Here is a 16,045-nt window from a genome sequence, read left to right as displayed (position 1 = left end):
CTTTTTTAATTCTATTTTCATATTGTTGACAGATAGTTGTCAACATTTATGTGGTATTCTAAACAAAAAAATAAACCGGTCGAAGGAGAGAAAGAGAACATGATACGAAAATATTATACTTCTCAAAACCTTAAGCTTTCTTATTTGGATAATGAACAAGAAGGCAAGCCCGTTCTGATTTGCTTGCATGGGCATTTTGGTAATGCGAGGTACTATGCAGGATTGATGGAACAATTAAAAGATTGGCATGTATATAGCATCGACCAAAGAGGGCATGGCTGGAGTGATCATGCAGAAGCAGGACACTATGAAAGAGAAGATTATATTCAAGATGTAGTGGTGTTTATTCAAAAGGTTGCCAATGAACCTGTCGTCATTTTAGGACACTCTCTTGGTGGAATCAATGCCTACCAAATTGCCTCAAGATGCAAAGACTTGTTGGTAAAAGGCTTGATCATTGAAGATGCGGGCGCGATAGAAAAAGATAATGCTTCATTCGCATCGAAAATAGTTGATTATGCTCCAACTCTACAAGAGTTAGGTGATAGCCTGAAACGATTTAGAATTTATGATGCAAAGTATTTCCTTGAAAGTGCTGTGGAAACTGAACATGGCTGGAGCTACCGATTCGATAAAAATAATTTGTCTGAATCACAAAAGAGGTTAAACGGCAACTGGTGGGATGATTTCTTAAATTCGTCATGCCCGACGTTACTACTTCATGGAAAGAAATCATGGGTTGTGACTCAAGATCATATAGAAGATATGGCCGCAAAGAGAAAAAATACGAAATTCGTTGTATTTAGTAAAAGTGGTCATACTGTTAACCTGGATGAGCCCAAAAAGTATTTTGACATGGTTAATCAGTTTTTAGATGAACTAATCCTAAGCAGCACTTAAAATCAAGCAATTCGGTTTTCATGAAGTTATGAACCGAGGAGGAACTGTTCACCGTGTTGGATGAATTAAATAAACAAAAGCATATTCCCTAAGCCTCTCAGGATGTCGAGACTTTCTCGACATCTATTTTTATGCCAGTAATTTAGACAAAAAAATTCCTCGAGATTATAAAAAAACATCCTATCTCTATTGTTGAATATGCCGATTTCTAGTCGAGCACATCAATATAAAGGAAGGATGTGGGGAGATTTGAGGCTATTAAACATTTTTATGCAGGAGAAATATAAAGGGATTACATGCTTGCGCTATTTGAAGGAGACATGAGTATAATTTAGTATCACCCTTGGTTCAGTCCATTTCATTTTTCTTTAGTAACAATAGGGGTTCCAATCCCACTGCTCATTTTTTTGAATAGCAAGATCGCAAGAAGTAAGGCTATGCTTACAGCAGCCAAACCTACCCAATTCAAATTCAGGACTGATGTACGGCTGATGACAAGCCCGCCTAATCCAGATCCCAGCGCAAAACCAAATTGGATGAAGGAAGTATTTACGCTTAAGGCAATGTCCGGATTTCGAGGTACCAGAGTAACCAGAAATAGCTGCTGGGCAGGTGAAATACTCCAAGTTGCTAACATAAAGATCATTAAAACCAAGATCAATACAAAGAGATTGACACCGGCTAGAGCGAATAAAAGGAGAGTTGCTCCTTGTAACAGGAGCCCGAGAGAAATTGTGAATTTCGATCCCTTTGCATCTGCTAATTGCCCACCTATTTTTGATCCGACGAAGCTGCAAATTCCCGCCAGGAATAGAATGCCACTAATTTCAGTTATGGAAAGAGAAGATGTGGCTTGCAAAAAAGGCGTAATATAAGTAAATAGCGTAGAGTAGCCACCGATATAAAATAAAGTAATAGCCAGTGCAGTCAGAATTTTTGAATCTTTTAAAATGGAGAGTTGTATCCTGAGGGTAACTGCTTCATCTTCTTTGATTGCCGGAACCTTTTTATAGACGATAAGCAATGGAAGAAAAGTTAATAAACCGATCAAAATAAACAAAACTCTCCATCCAAACATCTCGCTAAAAAATGTGCCAATCGGAACACCCAGTACGAGCGAGCTGCTGAGTCCCATCAAAATAATGCCGATAGCACGGCCTCTTCTTTCTTTTTCAACCAGTCGAGTAGCTACTGCCATAGCTACCACCGTAGCGATTCCTCCACTAGCCCCTTGAATAATTCGTACCCATAGTACGGCTTCGTAAGAAAGGTTCACAAACATCAGTCCGTTGCTGGCAATGAACACACTAAGGGTAACCATGAGCAGCTTCTTGCGATCCACATTTATCGTTAGGGCGATCAGAATTGGAGCGACAATGGCCGCTGCGAGAGCAAATACAGTCACCAATAACCCAACTTCAGAAGTAGTTACTCCCAAGTCCACGGCGATCATTTCAATGACTCCTGTAATAATGTATTCAATGGTTCCGATCAGAAAAACAGCTAGTGCCAGGACATAGATGATCAGGTTATTTTTCAATACAAGTCACTCCTCCTCCCGTTATCTATTTATTATTGGAATTTGTATTTCTATGAATTGTGCATCTTGTTTTGTAGATAACGGTAAATATATTTCCCTGCCAGGTTCGTTTTCCTTGATCTGATAGTTATTTTTCTCAATCCATTTAGCTAAATCAGCACAGGCTGTACAAGCAAAGGTAGAATCCGAATGAAAGGCCATTGTGGCCATCATCGGCTCAGGAGGAAGAGTCCGTAGTTGAAATGTATCTGGAGATAATGGAAGCTCCCGGGTTAAAAAATAACCGACTTCAAATTCAAACTCATCCTCTTGTTCGTCTATTTCATTCCACAAAACGACCTGGGGACTTTGAGCCAATTGGCGAGTTTCCTTTGTTAATAATTGATTAAATGTACGAAAGAGATCTGGAATGTCTTCTTCTCTCCCGCGCGCTTTCAAAGAAAGAAACGGTTGAGCACCTTCTGCTTTGATCCTGATTTCTTGTCCTGTTTCCACTTGCCCCTCTCTTTCTATAAGCTGCATACGCTCCTCAATCCGGGCGATCTTGGCTTGTTCCATATCGATAATATGCTGGATTTCACTTTTTTTCAGCTTAAACATCCCTTGAATATGCTCCAATGTAATATCTTCGCGAAGCAACTGTATAATTTGTGGCAAGGTGAACCCCAATTCCTTATAGATAAAGATTCGGTTGAGCTCAAGAAGCTGGTCTGCTGAATAGTAACGGTAGCCGGTGTCGTGATCCACCTTTCTCGGCTTTAATATGCCAATCTGGTCATAATAGCGCAATGTTTTTAAGGAGACCTTGCTTAACCTGGAAAACTCACTGATTTTAAACAAAATATCACCTCCAATCTATAACATAATAGAAGTATACAGTTTCCCGTGCAGGGGAAAGTCAAGTGTGCGAAGTTTTCATTCAAGCAAGAACATTTTTAGGTTTTTATCTATAAATTCCGAATCTGGTTCATGCTGTCCGATGCCTGCGCAATGCCCCCACTTCGATTCAATCGGGAGGAAGAACGCATTTGGCATATGTTGTGCCTCATATTTGTTATCCTGGGGAGGAAAGAAAAGGTCCGTGCTTCCCGGCATGACCAATGCCCGTGCTGTAATCCTGCTTAATGCAAGTTCAAAATCGCCGTCATACGCCGGATTTGCGCTAATGTCGCCGGTGATTCCGGTACGCAACATGGTGATCAGGTCATTGGCGTCAAAGGTCAAAAACACTTGATCCCAGTAATCCACGAGATATTCCTCCAGTGTGTGGTAGCCCTCTTGCTGATAGAGCTGCTCCAGATAATAAGCCTGGGAGAAGCCCCAAGGAGCATAGACTCGACCCATGGCTGCCAATCCCGCTTTGGGCTGCTGCGTGTAAAAGCCATTCTTCCAAGCAGAATCTGCCTGAAGGGCAGCGATCATTCCTTCAAATACAACCTTTGCATGTGGCCGGGTCTTGGCAGCCCCTCCGAATGGAGCGATTCGCTTCACCATATCGGGATAGCTTGCTCCCCACTGAAAGGTCTGTACGGCTCCGAGTGACCAGCCTACGACGAGGGCGATTTTCGTAATGCCAAACTTCTGGGTAACCAGTTGATGCTGCAGCCGCACATTATCATAAATCGAAACCTGCGGAAAATTAGCTTGATGATAGGGCGGGGGCGTATTGCTTGGCGAGGAGGATAATCCATTGCCCAACATATTAGGGATGATGATAAAATACTTTTCCGGGTCCAGTGCCTTGCCAGGTCCAATTAACCATTCATTATCGGTATGCTGGCCTGCAAACCAGGTGGGGTACACAATCACATTGTTTTTTTCTGCATTTAGCGTTCCGTAGGTTTTGTAGGCGAGAACGGCATGTGGCAGGGTGTCACCGGATTGCAGCAGAACGTCCCCCAGTTCATAAATTTCATAATCTCTCATGTGAAAATCTCCTTTTCATAGCTAAATGAATTGCCTTTCTTGTCATCACTCTACGATGATGCTATTGTTAAGTCAAAGAAACGTTTCTGAATAGAACGTTCATTTTTTTTGAACTAAGGGGTGGAATGTACCATGGAATTGCGCCAACTAAAGACCTTTCATACGCTTGCTTCCACACTCAACTTTAGCCGCGCTGCAGAAGTGCAAAACTATGTTCCCTCAACGGTTACGATGCAGATGAAGGCTTTGGAGGAAGAACTGGGTGTCAAGCTGGTGGACAGATTGGGTAAAAAAGTGATCCTGACCGATGCGGGGAGAAGTTTTCTGCGCTATGTCGACAACATATTGGGTGAGCTTGAAGAAGCACAGTATGCAGTCAAGCAATCTGGCGAGGTGACGGGTACGGTGGTCATAAGTGCGGATGAAACTTTGTGTACATATCGGCTGCCGGCTGTGCTGCGCCGGTTTCGCTTGCGCTATCCGGGGATTCGGCTGATGTTTCGACCGTTGGCTAATCCGAACCTCAAACAGAGCTTGCGGGAAGGGGGCGCGGACATTATTTTCATGCTGGATGAGGACAAGGGTGAGACCGGATTTTGCGGAGAAAAAATGCTGGATGAGCCCTTTTATGTATTGGCAGCGCCCGATCATCCTTTGGCTGCACGTACTGCGCTAACCATTGAAGATTTTAATGGCGAGACCTTTTTGTTGACAGAGAAGGGATGTTCCTATCGCACTTTTTTTGAGCGAAGTCTTTCACAGAAGGGCATGGGAGGAATTACCGAATTGGAGTTTAACAGCGCAGAAGCCATTAAACAATGTGCGAAAATAGGAATGGGTATCGCCATATTGCCTGAAATGGCCGTGATAGCAGAAGTGAATCGGGGTGAACTGGTTCCGTTGCCGTGGGATTTGACCGCCACATCGTTTGCAACCCAAATGTTTTGGCATGAAGAGAAGTGGATCTCACCTGCGATCGAAGCCTTTTTGAACTTGACCCGAGATACATTTTTGAAAAATAGCACCCTATAAAATGTTGGCTAATTAAGGCCTGATTTATGGTCATACCCCTGTCTAGTAGACAGATGAAAAAAGCTATGCCGCAAGCGCGTGCCGATACTCAATCGGCGCGCGCTGTTTGAGTTTAGCTACCTTTGATGTTGAATGCTTCTAGTCGTGCGTTGTACGTATGAGGTATATTGCAGGTCTTGATCCGAATGGAGCAAGGCTTCTGAAACGTCTCTTTTCCTTGTCCATTGATCGATCGTATCTAGCACGAGTTGGACATCGTTACGATAGCCTTAGATACCGCTTTTTTAAGTAAATCTATCTGTACTTTCAGAGAATCTCGCTCTTCCTTTACGGTGTCAAATACTGTACGGGCACGCCCGTGGTTGACCGCCGTCATGTTACGCCACTCCGCGCGCTGGGAGTTTAAGTGGATTTGATTAGCCCTTACGCACATGGATGCAACAAAAATCCCTTTTTGGGTAAAGAGAATCCGCAAATAGGTAGTGAAAGGCATTGTTTTCTTTTATTCTTATGAGAGTTAGAGAAGTAGAATTTCATTATAAGAAGAGAGGACTCTTTCATGACAAACGTTCAACAAGTTGCGAATGGTAAGGAAAAACAAAAGACTCTGATTTTGAATGAGAATCTATGGAAGGTCATGTTTCAATTATCCTGGCCGGCTATCATTGCCATGGTTCTATATGGACTAAATGCTGTCGTTGCCGCTGTTTTTGTAGGACGTTATGTTGGCGAGACTGCTCTGGCAGGAGTCTCTGAGGCGTACCCGTTAACCCAGATCAGTTTAGGCTTAGGCTCTTTGATCGGTGTGGGTGCCGGTGCTGTTTTGAGCATTTCCATCGGGCGTCAAGATGTGCACACCCAGAAACGGTTAATGGGGAATGTCAACTTTTTGTCACTCATTGTGACTGTGGTGTATATGGTGCTGGGATTGCTTTTCTCTACACAATTAGTTCAGGTTATGGGAGGAGAGGGCGAAGCGTTAAGTCTGGGAGATAGCTACTTCAGAATTACGGTGTGGGGTGCCTTTTTCTGGATTTATGGCCTGGCAGCTAATATGATAGTAAGAGCAGAGGGGAAAATGAAGTCAGCGGCGGTTGTGATGGGAATCGGTCTGGTAGCTGATGTGTTGTTTAACTACTTACTTGTGGCCGTTTTTGATCTTGGGGTAGAGGGAGCCGCATGGGCAACCAATATCGGTATGTTTGTCTATACGTTGCTAGGATGGATATATTTTGGGAAAGGGTTCTCTTCCTTTAAAACGAAAGCCTTCGCCGTATATCGGGACACAGTTACACTCAAATCCATTATCGGTCTGGGTATGTCCTCCTTGATTATGAATTTTATGAGCCTGATTCAGGCGGTGGTTGTGTTCAATGCTCTTTCCCGATATGGCACCGTAGCCGATATTGCCTTTTATGGTGTAGTCTATCGGATCTTCACGTTCTTACTTACGCCGATCTTCGGATTAATGCGTGCGCTACAGCCGGTAATTGGTATTAACTATGGAGCAGAAAAATACGAACGTGCTATTCATGCCTACAAGATTTTCACACTCGCCTCCATGGTGTTGACCCTACCATTTTGGCTGATTTCGATGATTGATCCACAATTAATCATGGGTTTCATGTTGCCTGATCAGATATTGGCAGGAACTGAGTCCCTCTATTTCAGAATCAACATGGCCTTACTGCCATTATTATCACTGATTTTTATGGCTATGACCTTCTTTCCGTCGATTGATAAAGGGAAGCCAGCAGCGATTATCGGTATTGCCAGACAGTTCATTTTCTATGTGCCGGTTATGTTGATATTACCGAGAATGATTGGGGTGTCCGGTGTGTATTGGGGTTCGCTTGCGATAGATACCATTATTGTGTTGTGGACCCTGGGGATGGTGCGAAAAGAATTTGTCACGCTCAGAAAGAGAGGCGAAATTGTTTCAATCAAAGCCTAATACTCATGGATAGCAGACGACATGAATATTTGAAGTACACATAAATCGGTGAGGTAATAAGTTTTTTTATTACTTACCGATTTTTTTTGAATACATATTATGAATCGTTACAGAAGGCATTTATATGTAAAAAATGATCAGGTGTGACATCCAATTTAATGTATAGCAATTCTCATAATTTATCGTTGCAAATAGCTTTTCGCTTTCATGCCAACCGTATTTTTACAAAAAGAAGCTAGTCAATATAAGCGAATTCATATAGAATATAGATAGTGAGAATGATTCTCAATTAATGAAATGAATCATGAATCAATGAGGTGTAATGATGAAAGAAGACAAAGCGGCGTGGTACGAGATTGAAAGCTTGCATTCGCGGCACCTTCCCCTGACCGATGGTCTGAACCAGTTGTATCGGTTACAGACGGTTGAGCGCAACAGACTACAGGTCCCAGAAGAGTTCGGACAAGGATTCTGGGAAAAATTCAAAGTGAATTCCTCTGTAGAAATCTCGGTGTGCAATGTGAGCTTTCAAGAAAATATAATGATGCGCAGCCGGGAACAGGATCATTTCAGCAAATGGAGCTTTTGTGTGGGTGATCCTATTGAGTGGACAGAGGAATCTTCAGACCAGTCCTGTCAGCTTAAAGCCGGAGAAATGTCCATTTTTGGTCATTCTATGGCCAATTGCGTAGGCTATTATCAGGCCGGAAAACAAATTCACGGGGTTACTATCAAGTTGGACCCAGAATTTCTGACCGTTCTCCAGCAGCACTTCGCCACCACAAGGCGCAGCATTTTCTCCTCTGATGGGTACGACTCTTTTCAAAAATCTATAGTGACACCGTCCATGAACCGCATTATTCAAGAGATGATTCGCTGTGATTACGCAGGCGAGATCAAACGGATTTATATGGAAGGAAAAGTGCTGGAGCTGATCGCTGTTTATTTACACGAAGAAACGCGCAGAACGTCTGAAGTTTCAGGATTTTCCAGAACGGATGTCGATTCCTTGCTGCAGGCCAAAGAGATACTGGATCATGATTTGTTGTCTGCTCCAAGTATTAATCAGCTCTCCAGGCAAGTCTGTCTGAATGAATTCAAGTTAAAAAAGGGATTTAAACAGTTGTTTGGTATATCAGTACATGCATATGTAATTGATCAGAGACTGGAAGCCGCCTACTTGTTACTGGAGAAAGGCTCAATTACGATTACAATGGCAGCTGTAATGTCCGGCTTTAATAAACCCAGTCACTTCGCCGAAAAGTTCAGACAAAAATATGGAGCAACGCCATCCGATTATTTCAGACAGTCCATACGCTAGTGAAAATCCGTTTTAGGGTCGAGTGAATCCCGTTACCAAACTTTGTTAATAGAGGTGAAGATAACCTACAATGGAAGGACAAACGATAGTTGAGAGAATAGCTGATGAAATATCTGAAATAATGAACCAATGGTTCGACCAAATCGAAAAGAAGGATGCCGACACGATTGTACGACGCACGTCCTTGCAGATCGGCATACATGATTATGCTCGTATCGAATATAACGAAGGAAAAATCCGTGTATTCTCGTTCGAGGATGATTTTAGTTCGCCGGAAGTCGAGCGCAAGGGCTCACGGCCGACGGAGCCATCATTGACAAAGGAAAAAGTTACGAACGAACTGCTACCGCTGCTGGAAGAAAGGCTTCTGAGTCGCATTAGGTCTTACGATAGCAACCCTTTGCTCCATTACCGCTTCAAGATTGCAGGTAAATTTACCACAGCCGACGGACCATTTAACGTCACGATTGTGGATTATGTCAATGAAATCAAGAGAGCCGAGCTGCTGGAACGAATTGATAATTACATTCGGAATAAGCTCGAAGCCAAAGTCTTTCCTACAGATCGATTGGAAAGTTTCTTCCTCTCCAATCACTTGGTTGATTCAGGATTGTTTCCTACAATGGATGTACGGGAAATATTGCGGATATTCAATAGGGTCATGGCGTTGAACAAGAAAAACAAAGAGAAGCTGGACGAGCATAGGGGAACGTTCATTCGCGCTTTTCGCGACTGGACCGAAGCCGAATTTCTTCCGCTCTATTTCAACTGTACGAAAGAGAAATGGGGACTTCCCACCTATACGAAAAAGGACGAGATCGATCTAGCCGGCATCGACCCGCAGCAAATGGAGCTGGCGTTACATACGGCTATCATGATCATTAAGTATGAGCCGAATTTTAGCAGAAACTTAGGTATCGAAATGTTGGAGCTGTTGAAAGAGCTTGGCAGCGACAAGGCGGAATGGGTCATGAAGGACGGCAGCGGTACGTTCGACCCCGCCGATGTCGGTTACAAGGATGAACGGCTCGAATGCCGGGCTAACGATATATTTTCGACGATTACGATTCATATCAAGGAAGAATGCGTGGACAGTTATGCGAAAGCAATCGATTTTATTTGCAACCTGCTGAACAAAGGCTTCTCTAAAAGCTATCAGATCAAGCTGAAATCCAAGTCCAAGCAGTTGCTGCCTATCTCCGGATTGGCCAAATCGCAGACGCATCGTTTCTTGACGATACGGAAGGGGAGAAAAACTGCATGCCCGGCACCTATGCTGTATTCGGCTTGGGGCTGACAGATAAACAATATTTCCCGTTAGTAGGAACATATATGAGCCTAGTAGATCAGGAGCATCAATATGTACAGCAGTCGTTCACGCTGGCGCTTATACAACATTACGGCATCGACACGACGACGCTTCCGACAGTCGCAGCTTGTTTAATGCGGTGTAACGAAGGCAAGTTCGCCAAGGAGCGGGTTCGATTCGAAAGCGCACATAATTTGCAGGTACTGCTATCGTTTATGGAGCCATTCGATTCGTATGAGGCCGAGCATCTTGTATATATGATCTGGGGCGGCAAGAAGAACCTGGAGGCGAGAGCCCGGAAGGAAAAAGGCGAAGAGGAGCAGCATTTGTTCACGGCCATATTAGCATTGATGGACAAACGCAAGTGAGGAGGACCACTTCATGATGAAAGAAGAGCTGATGAAACGGTTGCATCATTTTGGTGTCTGTATCTCAAAGCTGAACAAAAGGGTAGGTGATTCAAGATGAAACATATTGTAACGATATGGGGGGCCAACTTCTCCTCCGAAGAAGAACTGGAAGCTTTTGTCGAGACCGTTTACGACGATGACGGAGATGCGCTTCCTTCCGCCTTTCTAGCAAGCATAGGGTGTTCCTGGATCGACGGAGATTTTCTAGAGATACATTTTTTCAACAATGAGGAAGAACGTATGGCCTTTATCGAGTATTTGCGGTTGGAATATTCGCCGCACGAGCCGTTCGTAGAACAACTACCGGCAACGATCGATGAAACCATCCGAGCTTATAATTCGATTATCCTCCTGTACGGCAACGATTCGCCTTACGGAGTCATAAACGATGAGATGTTCCAAATCGACGAAGTAGGCTTGCCGACAGGCTCTTCGACCTTTCTTCTTGCAAGCGTCAAATATGAAAGCCAATAGAGAAGTTAGGAGTATTTACAAGTGGTGAAGGTATGACTAGGTTGGACAGAAAAAGGCTGAACGTACTCAAGAAGCTATATAAACCAACAAATATTGAATACGATCACAAGCGAAAAGTAAGTCTGTCTTTTGACATTCGATATATCTCCTGATAATCCCGATAATGTGAAGTTGTTAATTTGTTTCGGATGACGGATGCAATGTAATCAATGTTGTTTTTCTTTGCGAGTATGATAAAGGAACAGCATATAGAAAAAGTCCTGATGAAGTCGAAGAGACATATTGGATGACTTACGACGAAGTGTTAAATCATTCGAAAACACCTCCTTGGACGAAGGAAAGCATAAAACGGTCAGAGAATCAGCGGAAGAAATTACAACTATAATCAATAATACCAAGCAAAAACGGAGGGGGATTCTTGAATATCTACTTAGTAAGACATTGTAAGGCAGAAGGACAGCACCCTGATGCTAATCTTACCGACATAGGTTACTTACATGCTGAGAGACTTGCCGAATTTCTATATGATAAGAATATAGAAACCATTATTGCAAGTCCTTTTGTCAGGGCGTACCAATCAATTTTTCCATTAGCTAAGAAATTGAGAATTAATGTAGTTACAGATGAGCGATTATCGGAAAGAGTTTTATGCGGAGAGAATCATCCTAACTGGCGTGAAATGCTCCGTAATACTTTTAATGACCTGGAGTTATGCTATGAGGGCGGGGAATCAAGTAGTACTGCTATGATACGTGCTTTATCAGTTATTAAGGATGTAAATGAAAGCGGACGTAACAATGCAGTTATAACTACTCACGGTAACTTAATGTCCTTGTTACTAAAGTATTATGATAATAATCAATTCGGTTTTGAAGAATGGGAAGCATTATCCAATCCTGATGTGTACCATCTATACTTTGATGGCACATCACCGACTATACGGCGAATATGGACGGATTGATAATCATATGGATATTTCGAATTATTTTGGAATTAAGCCGAACTTAAATATTATTTTCGAAACTCAACTCATAACCCGTGTTCTAGATATCACTCCATTTAATGAAGGAGAGTGGCGGTCGCAAAAAAAATTTTCAATCAAATATAATCAGACCGCCGATACAGATGGAGCTCAGGGGGGGAATGATGGATGAACTAGAACTACTGGAAAGCTATGGGGGAAATCTCAGGATCGAACCGGTTTTTCGGTGCGAAAAAGAGAAATCAATATGACTAAGTATAACAAAAGTGAACCTAAGGTGGAGGTTCGCGTCGAACAGCCTTACGTCGCATCCCGATCAAGGACATACCAGAAAGTGATTTTCCGACCGAATTAGCCAAGCCGGCTCTACGGGCACTCACGGGTGCTGGGTACCAATTCACCAAGCTCAGCGAATACATGGTATGGGACCCAAAGTGCCAAGGGACTATCGTTTGCTTCCAGTATTTCTTCGTTTCATGGCCTTTTTGATGCCTCCGAACATTTCCACTGTTATAATAAAATCCTCAGCCACCTCGGTATCCATACTCAACTCAATATTTCCGCGCACACCCCACGGTACAAATGTCGTTTTCTCTAGACCGCATAAAGTCGGCAGCAGTTCGTATTTAAACCAGGCATCATGAGTAATGTAGTATTTATCTTGTTCCATGGTAAGGAGGAAGGTTCCCGATTCTTCTTTTAAATCATATATTCCTTCATATTGCTGCCATAAGTCAGCTTCCAATTCCACCACTACAGGTGCTTTAGGAATAGGAAGATCCTCTCCAAGTACCATTCTTGTTAGATGTCTGCTAATCTCAGACGGGATTACAGACATCAAATTTGATAAAATAATAACTGTCAGATCTGCCTGCACATAATGCCGGTAATCCGAAAGAAATCCATTAATACCGCCAGCATGACCAATAACCGTATCATCCACGCCATTTATCTGATTCGGCATTATACAAATACCATATCCATAATCCTCCATAAAGGGAGTGATCATTTGAGACCAAGAATCTGGATTCAATACCCTTCCGAATCGCAACGCTTGATCCCATTTGTATAAATCTTCTGTAGTAGAATACATGCCTCCAGCACCGGAAGGAATCGACATATCGATATATTCTGCATTGACCGCAACGCCCCACATCTCATACCCGGAGGCACGATGGGATAGAATTAATTGATGGTTATCATATCCTGTGTCCTCCATTCCTAGTGGCCCCAGAATCGACTGTTGAATAAATGCAGCGAAGGTCAATCCCGAAACCTGCTCGATCAGGTAACTAAGCAAGACATAACCCGAGTTGCTGTAATTAAACTGGGTACCTGGCTCAAACTCAAGAGGCAGGTCTTGAAATTTAGCAATGGTGTCCTCCAATGTGGAGGGAAGTCTTATCGTATTCTTATAGTCTTCGAGGTTGGTGAAGCAAGGAATGCCCGATGTATGGGTGAGCAAATGGTGCAGGGTGATGATATTACCATTTGGATATTCGGGGAGGTGCGATTCTACTCGATCTTGGACATTTAGCAGACCCTGCTCCTGCATTAGCAGCACAGCAGCTGCTGTGAATGATTTGGTAATTGAACCGATCCGAAATTTGATCTTAGACGTACATGAAATACTATGTTCGAAATTTGCATGTCCAAATCCCTGGTTCATCAAAATTTGATCTTGATAAGCAACAAGCACATTACCGTTGAGATAGCCCATGCTAGCCAGCGCTTCACCATGTTCTTTCAGTTGTTGAGTCAATTCCTGCTCATATCCTGTCTTTGTCATCGCGTATGCCCACCACTTTCTCCCATTTCATTCCTCATTTCCTCTGATTATATACATATTAATACGAACGTACAATCCTACAGTTTGCAGACTTGGAATGTGATGATGTTACACGCTACTATTCTGCATTGGATGAATGGGGAAGACTGACAGCTCTCATGTTCCCTACCCAATGGAAGCCTCTTGATCATATTGAGTCCATCTATGAGTTCATGGAGACGGGGATATTCAAGCATTTATGGAGGGGAACGGTTTTGAGACTTTGGAGCTCCTGGGGTCCACTAGTATAGGTGGGCGATTAACAGAAGAGAACTGGGAATACTGGCGTCATCGTGGCGAAGATGAATTCAATCAAGTCATGGACATCATTTACGAGACCCCATCAGATCCATAGCTATATAGGTGCATCCTCACATTTACTCTATATTGGCAGAAAAATTTAATAAGAACAGGCAGTCGAACCTTTTCGTCTGCCTTTTTCACGTGTATACAGTGAAGAAGGAATTCATCCAAAGATCCAGAAATTAACTTGAGATATAGGCAACAAATATATGATGGTTGCAGAAATGGTGGAGGTACATGCATGGAGAAAGAAAAGCTAATTCGTATTTTTGATAACCAGGCAAGTATGTATGATAAAAGAAGGAAGAAATTATCTGATAGAAAGTGGAGGGAACCACTGGTATCATGCGCTTACGGAAAGGTTCTTGAGGTTTCGGTCGGAGCAGGTGCCAATTTTCCTTTCTACCCTAATCATGTGGAAGTAACCGCTGTGGATTTCAGTAACGAAATGCTCCTTCGGGCTCAAGTAGCTGCTGCTGATACTCACACCAAAGCGGAATTCATTCATGCGGATGTCGAGTCGCTCTCATTTCCAAATGATACTTTCGATACAATTGTGTCAACTTTATCCTTTTGTGGCTACGAGAACCCTTCAAGCGTGTTAGCGTTGTTCACCAGATGGTGCAAGCCTAACGGCCAAATTCTATTGATGGAGCATGGTGTAAGTTCAAAACCTATTATTCGAAAGATCCAGAACCTGGTTAATCCTATGTTCCGAAAGACGGTGGGCTGTCATTTGAACCGGGACATCATGGGAATGCTGCAGAAAGCTGATCTTAAGTTAGAGCGGGTGGAACACCATTGGATGAATATGGTCCATCTCATATTGGCGCGTCCTAATAAGTGACGGGGAATGGTGTAAATCATGCTTAGGAACAAGATCATTATTGTAGATGGCATGCCGGTTTCTGGTAAATCGACAACTGTAGTTGGCATGGCTTTCCGAGCTGAGAAAAGAATTATTGATATAATAGAAAGAGGCTCTCTTTACACAATTAGTACAGAGTGTGATATACAACATACGTGACAAGGAATTATTAACATGTACATGATGAGCAGTATGCGAAAGCATCTGCTCTTTTTTATACCCGGAGAGTGAATAAAGTGAGAATCAAGAAAGGCTTTCGAGTGGATTTTCTTATATAAAAAGAAGATAATAAGATGATATGGATTTCCCTATCAAACGGATGGACAGAATGCTGTTGTATAATTGTGATTAAATCATGCTGTTAACTTCGGCATTGGGAGGGTAATATGGTTGAAAATAATCGATCAAATGGGAGAGTAACTCGTTATGCTATTGCTTATAATAAAATATTAAAAATGATAAAAGATGGGTTGTATCCAGAAGGAAGTAAGTTTCCAACTGAACCGATATTAGCAGAGCAACTTGGTATAAGTAGGTCTACTTTAAGACAAGCATTAAGATTATTGCAGGAAGATGGTATTTTAGAAGCTAAAAAAGGAATAGGGAACTTTGTTCGTAAAACGTTGAATATTGACAATATAGGTATGGAGCGGATGTCAAATCCGTTTTATATGAGTTGCATAGATCCAATTGACCATGTTGATATAGAAATGGAAGTTCAAGTATCAAGTGAGCATATTGATCGAATTTTTAACAGAAAAACCCCCGTGGCCCTCGCGATATACAGGTATTATAAAAATGAAAATTGTATAAAAGGATCGTGTTTTTCACATGTTGCCACGGACTTTGAATATATTAATTCGATCGATCTGAATAAGCACGATGAAGTCTTAAATTTTCTTGAACATGGAATCTATGAATACGGACTTTCCTCTGCGCTTGAAATTCGTCTTGTCCCTGCAACAGAATATATTAAAGAAGCGAACACAGGGAATGAATCGAGTTATTACCAGATGATTATTGAGCGAATCAGTGATACAACCGGAAACATTATAGCCTATAGTAAATATTATATTCCCTTCGAACGCGCCATTTTTAAGGTTTTTAGGAAACAGTAAAATGTTCATATACAGATAACCTTCTTCGTTTTGAGAAATCAAACAAGGAAGGTTTTTTTGTTGTTCCGTATTGACAACGT

Annotated in this window: 14 protein-coding genes and 1 pseudogene; 10 read left to right on the top strand and 5 right to left on the bottom strand. The window is 42.4% G+C overall.

Annotated features, from left to right (window positions below; all coding sequences use genetic code 11):
* Positions 1-99 precede the first annotated feature (99 nt).
* Positions 100-900 carry an alpha/beta fold hydrolase gene (locus UB51_RS09185; protein WP_052675825.1) on the top strand — a complete coding sequence of 267 codons (801 nt, stop codon included), beginning with the start codon at positions 100-102 and terminating at the stop codon, positions 898-900.
* A 358-nt stretch (positions 901-1,258) separates the two neighbouring features.
* On the opposite strand, the gene UB51_RS09180 is transcribed toward UB51_RS09185, so the two are convergent.
* The 3 genes from UB51_RS09180 to UB51_RS09170 all read right to left on the bottom strand — a co-directional run bounded on the left by UB51_RS09180 (position 1,259) and on the right by UB51_RS09170 (position 4,366).
* Positions 1,259-2,440: an MFS transporter gene (locus UB51_RS09180; RefSeq protein ID WP_044877043.1), complete on the bottom strand. Its 1,182-nt coding sequence runs from the start codon at positions 2,438-2,440 to the stop codon at positions 1,259-1,261.
* A gap of 21 nt (positions 2,441-2,461) precedes the next feature.
* A complete protein-coding gene (locus UB51_RS09175; protein ID WP_044877042.1) occupies positions 2,462-3,280 on the bottom strand; it encodes a MerR family transcriptional regulator in 819 nt (272 codons plus the stop codon).
* A gap of 75 nt (positions 3,281-3,355) precedes the next feature.
* Positions 3,356-4,366 carry an alpha/beta fold hydrolase gene (locus UB51_RS09170; protein ID WP_044877041.1) on the bottom strand — a complete coding sequence of 337 codons (1,011 nt, stop codon included), beginning with the start codon at positions 4,364-4,366 and terminating at the stop codon, positions 3,356-3,358.
* Between the two features lie 132 nt (positions 4,367-4,498).
* On the opposite strand from UB51_RS09170, the gene UB51_RS09165 reads away from it, so the two are divergent.
* Positions 4,499-5,398 (top strand): LysR family transcriptional regulator, encoded by a 900-nt coding sequence (locus UB51_RS09165; protein ID WP_044877040.1) that lies wholly within the window; start codon positions 4,499-4,501, stop codon positions 5,396-5,398.
* Positions 5,399-5,636: 238 nt separating this feature from the next.
* On the opposite strand, the gene UB51_RS28205 is transcribed toward UB51_RS09165, so the two are convergent.
* On the bottom strand, positions 5,637-5,774 hold the full coding sequence (locus tag UB51_RS28205; RefSeq protein ID WP_160297245.1) for a hypothetical protein: 138 nt from the start codon (positions 5,772-5,774) through the stop codon (positions 5,637-5,639).
* Between the two features lie 183 nt (positions 5,775-5,957).
* Here UB51_RS28205 and UB51_RS09160 point away from each other — a divergent pair, with 183 nt between their 5' ends.
* From UB51_RS09160 to UB51_RS09140, 5 genes and pseudogenes are all read left to right on the top strand, one after another.
* Positions 5,958-7,352: an MATE family efflux transporter gene (locus tag UB51_RS09160; protein ID WP_044877039.1), complete on the top strand. Its 1,395-nt coding sequence runs from the start codon at positions 5,958-5,960 to the stop codon at positions 7,350-7,352.
* Between the two features lie 322 nt (positions 7,353-7,674).
* Positions 7,675-8,673, top strand: coding sequence for a helix-turn-helix transcriptional regulator (locus UB51_RS28930; protein ID WP_082063089.1), 999 nt, complete (start codon positions 7,675-7,677; stop codon positions 8,671-8,673).
* 70 nt (positions 8,674-8,743) lie between these two features.
* Positions 8,744-10,350: pseudogene (locus UB51_RS09150) on the top strand (DUF6138 family protein).
* Between the two features lie 96 nt (positions 10,351-10,446).
* Positions 10,447-10,866 carry an immunity 22 family protein gene (locus UB51_RS09145; RefSeq protein WP_044877038.1) on the top strand — a complete coding sequence of 140 codons (420 nt, stop codon included), beginning with the start codon at positions 10,447-10,449 and terminating at the stop codon, positions 10,864-10,866.
* A 418-nt stretch (positions 10,867-11,284) separates the two neighbouring features.
* On the top strand, positions 11,285-11,827 hold the full coding sequence (locus UB51_RS09140) for a histidine phosphatase family protein (protein WP_044877037.1): 543 nt from the start codon (positions 11,285-11,287) through the stop codon (positions 11,825-11,827).
* A gap of 466 nt (positions 11,828-12,293) precedes the next feature.
* Here the strand turns inward: UB51_RS09140 and UB51_RS09130 are convergent, their stop codons facing one another.
* Entirely contained in the window at positions 12,294-13,637 is a 1,344-nt protein-coding gene (locus UB51_RS09130) for a serine hydrolase domain-containing protein (protein ID WP_052675822.1), read from the bottom strand.
* Between the two features lie 238 nt (positions 13,638-13,875).
* Here UB51_RS09130 and UB51_RS28200 point away from each other — a divergent pair, with 238 nt between their 5' ends.
* The 3 genes from UB51_RS28200 to UB51_RS09120 all read left to right on the top strand — a co-directional run bounded on the left by UB51_RS28200 (position 13,876) and on the right by UB51_RS09120 (position 15,965).
* On the top strand, positions 13,876-14,031 hold the full coding sequence (locus tag UB51_RS28200) for a hypothetical protein (RefSeq protein WP_160297244.1): 156 nt from the start codon (positions 13,876-13,878) through the stop codon (positions 14,029-14,031).
* Positions 14,032-14,220: 189 nt separating this feature from the next.
* A complete protein-coding gene (locus tag UB51_RS09125) occupies positions 14,221-14,826 on the top strand; it encodes a class I SAM-dependent methyltransferase (RefSeq protein ID WP_044877035.1) in 606 nt (201 codons plus the stop codon).
* Positions 14,827-15,233: 407 nt separating this feature from the next.
* A complete protein-coding gene (locus tag UB51_RS09120; protein ID WP_044877034.1) occupies positions 15,234-15,965 on the top strand; it encodes a GntR family transcriptional regulator in 732 nt (243 codons plus the stop codon).
* Positions 15,966-16,045: the final 80 nt, after the last annotated feature.

Source organism: Paenibacillus sp. IHBB 10380, assembly GCF_000949425.1.
Taxonomy (GTDB): Bacteria; Bacillota; Bacilli; order Paenibacillales; family Paenibacillaceae; genus Paenibacillus_AQ.
Note: the sequence above shows the minus strand (reverse complement) of the source record. Positions and strands in the feature narration are given on the sequence as shown.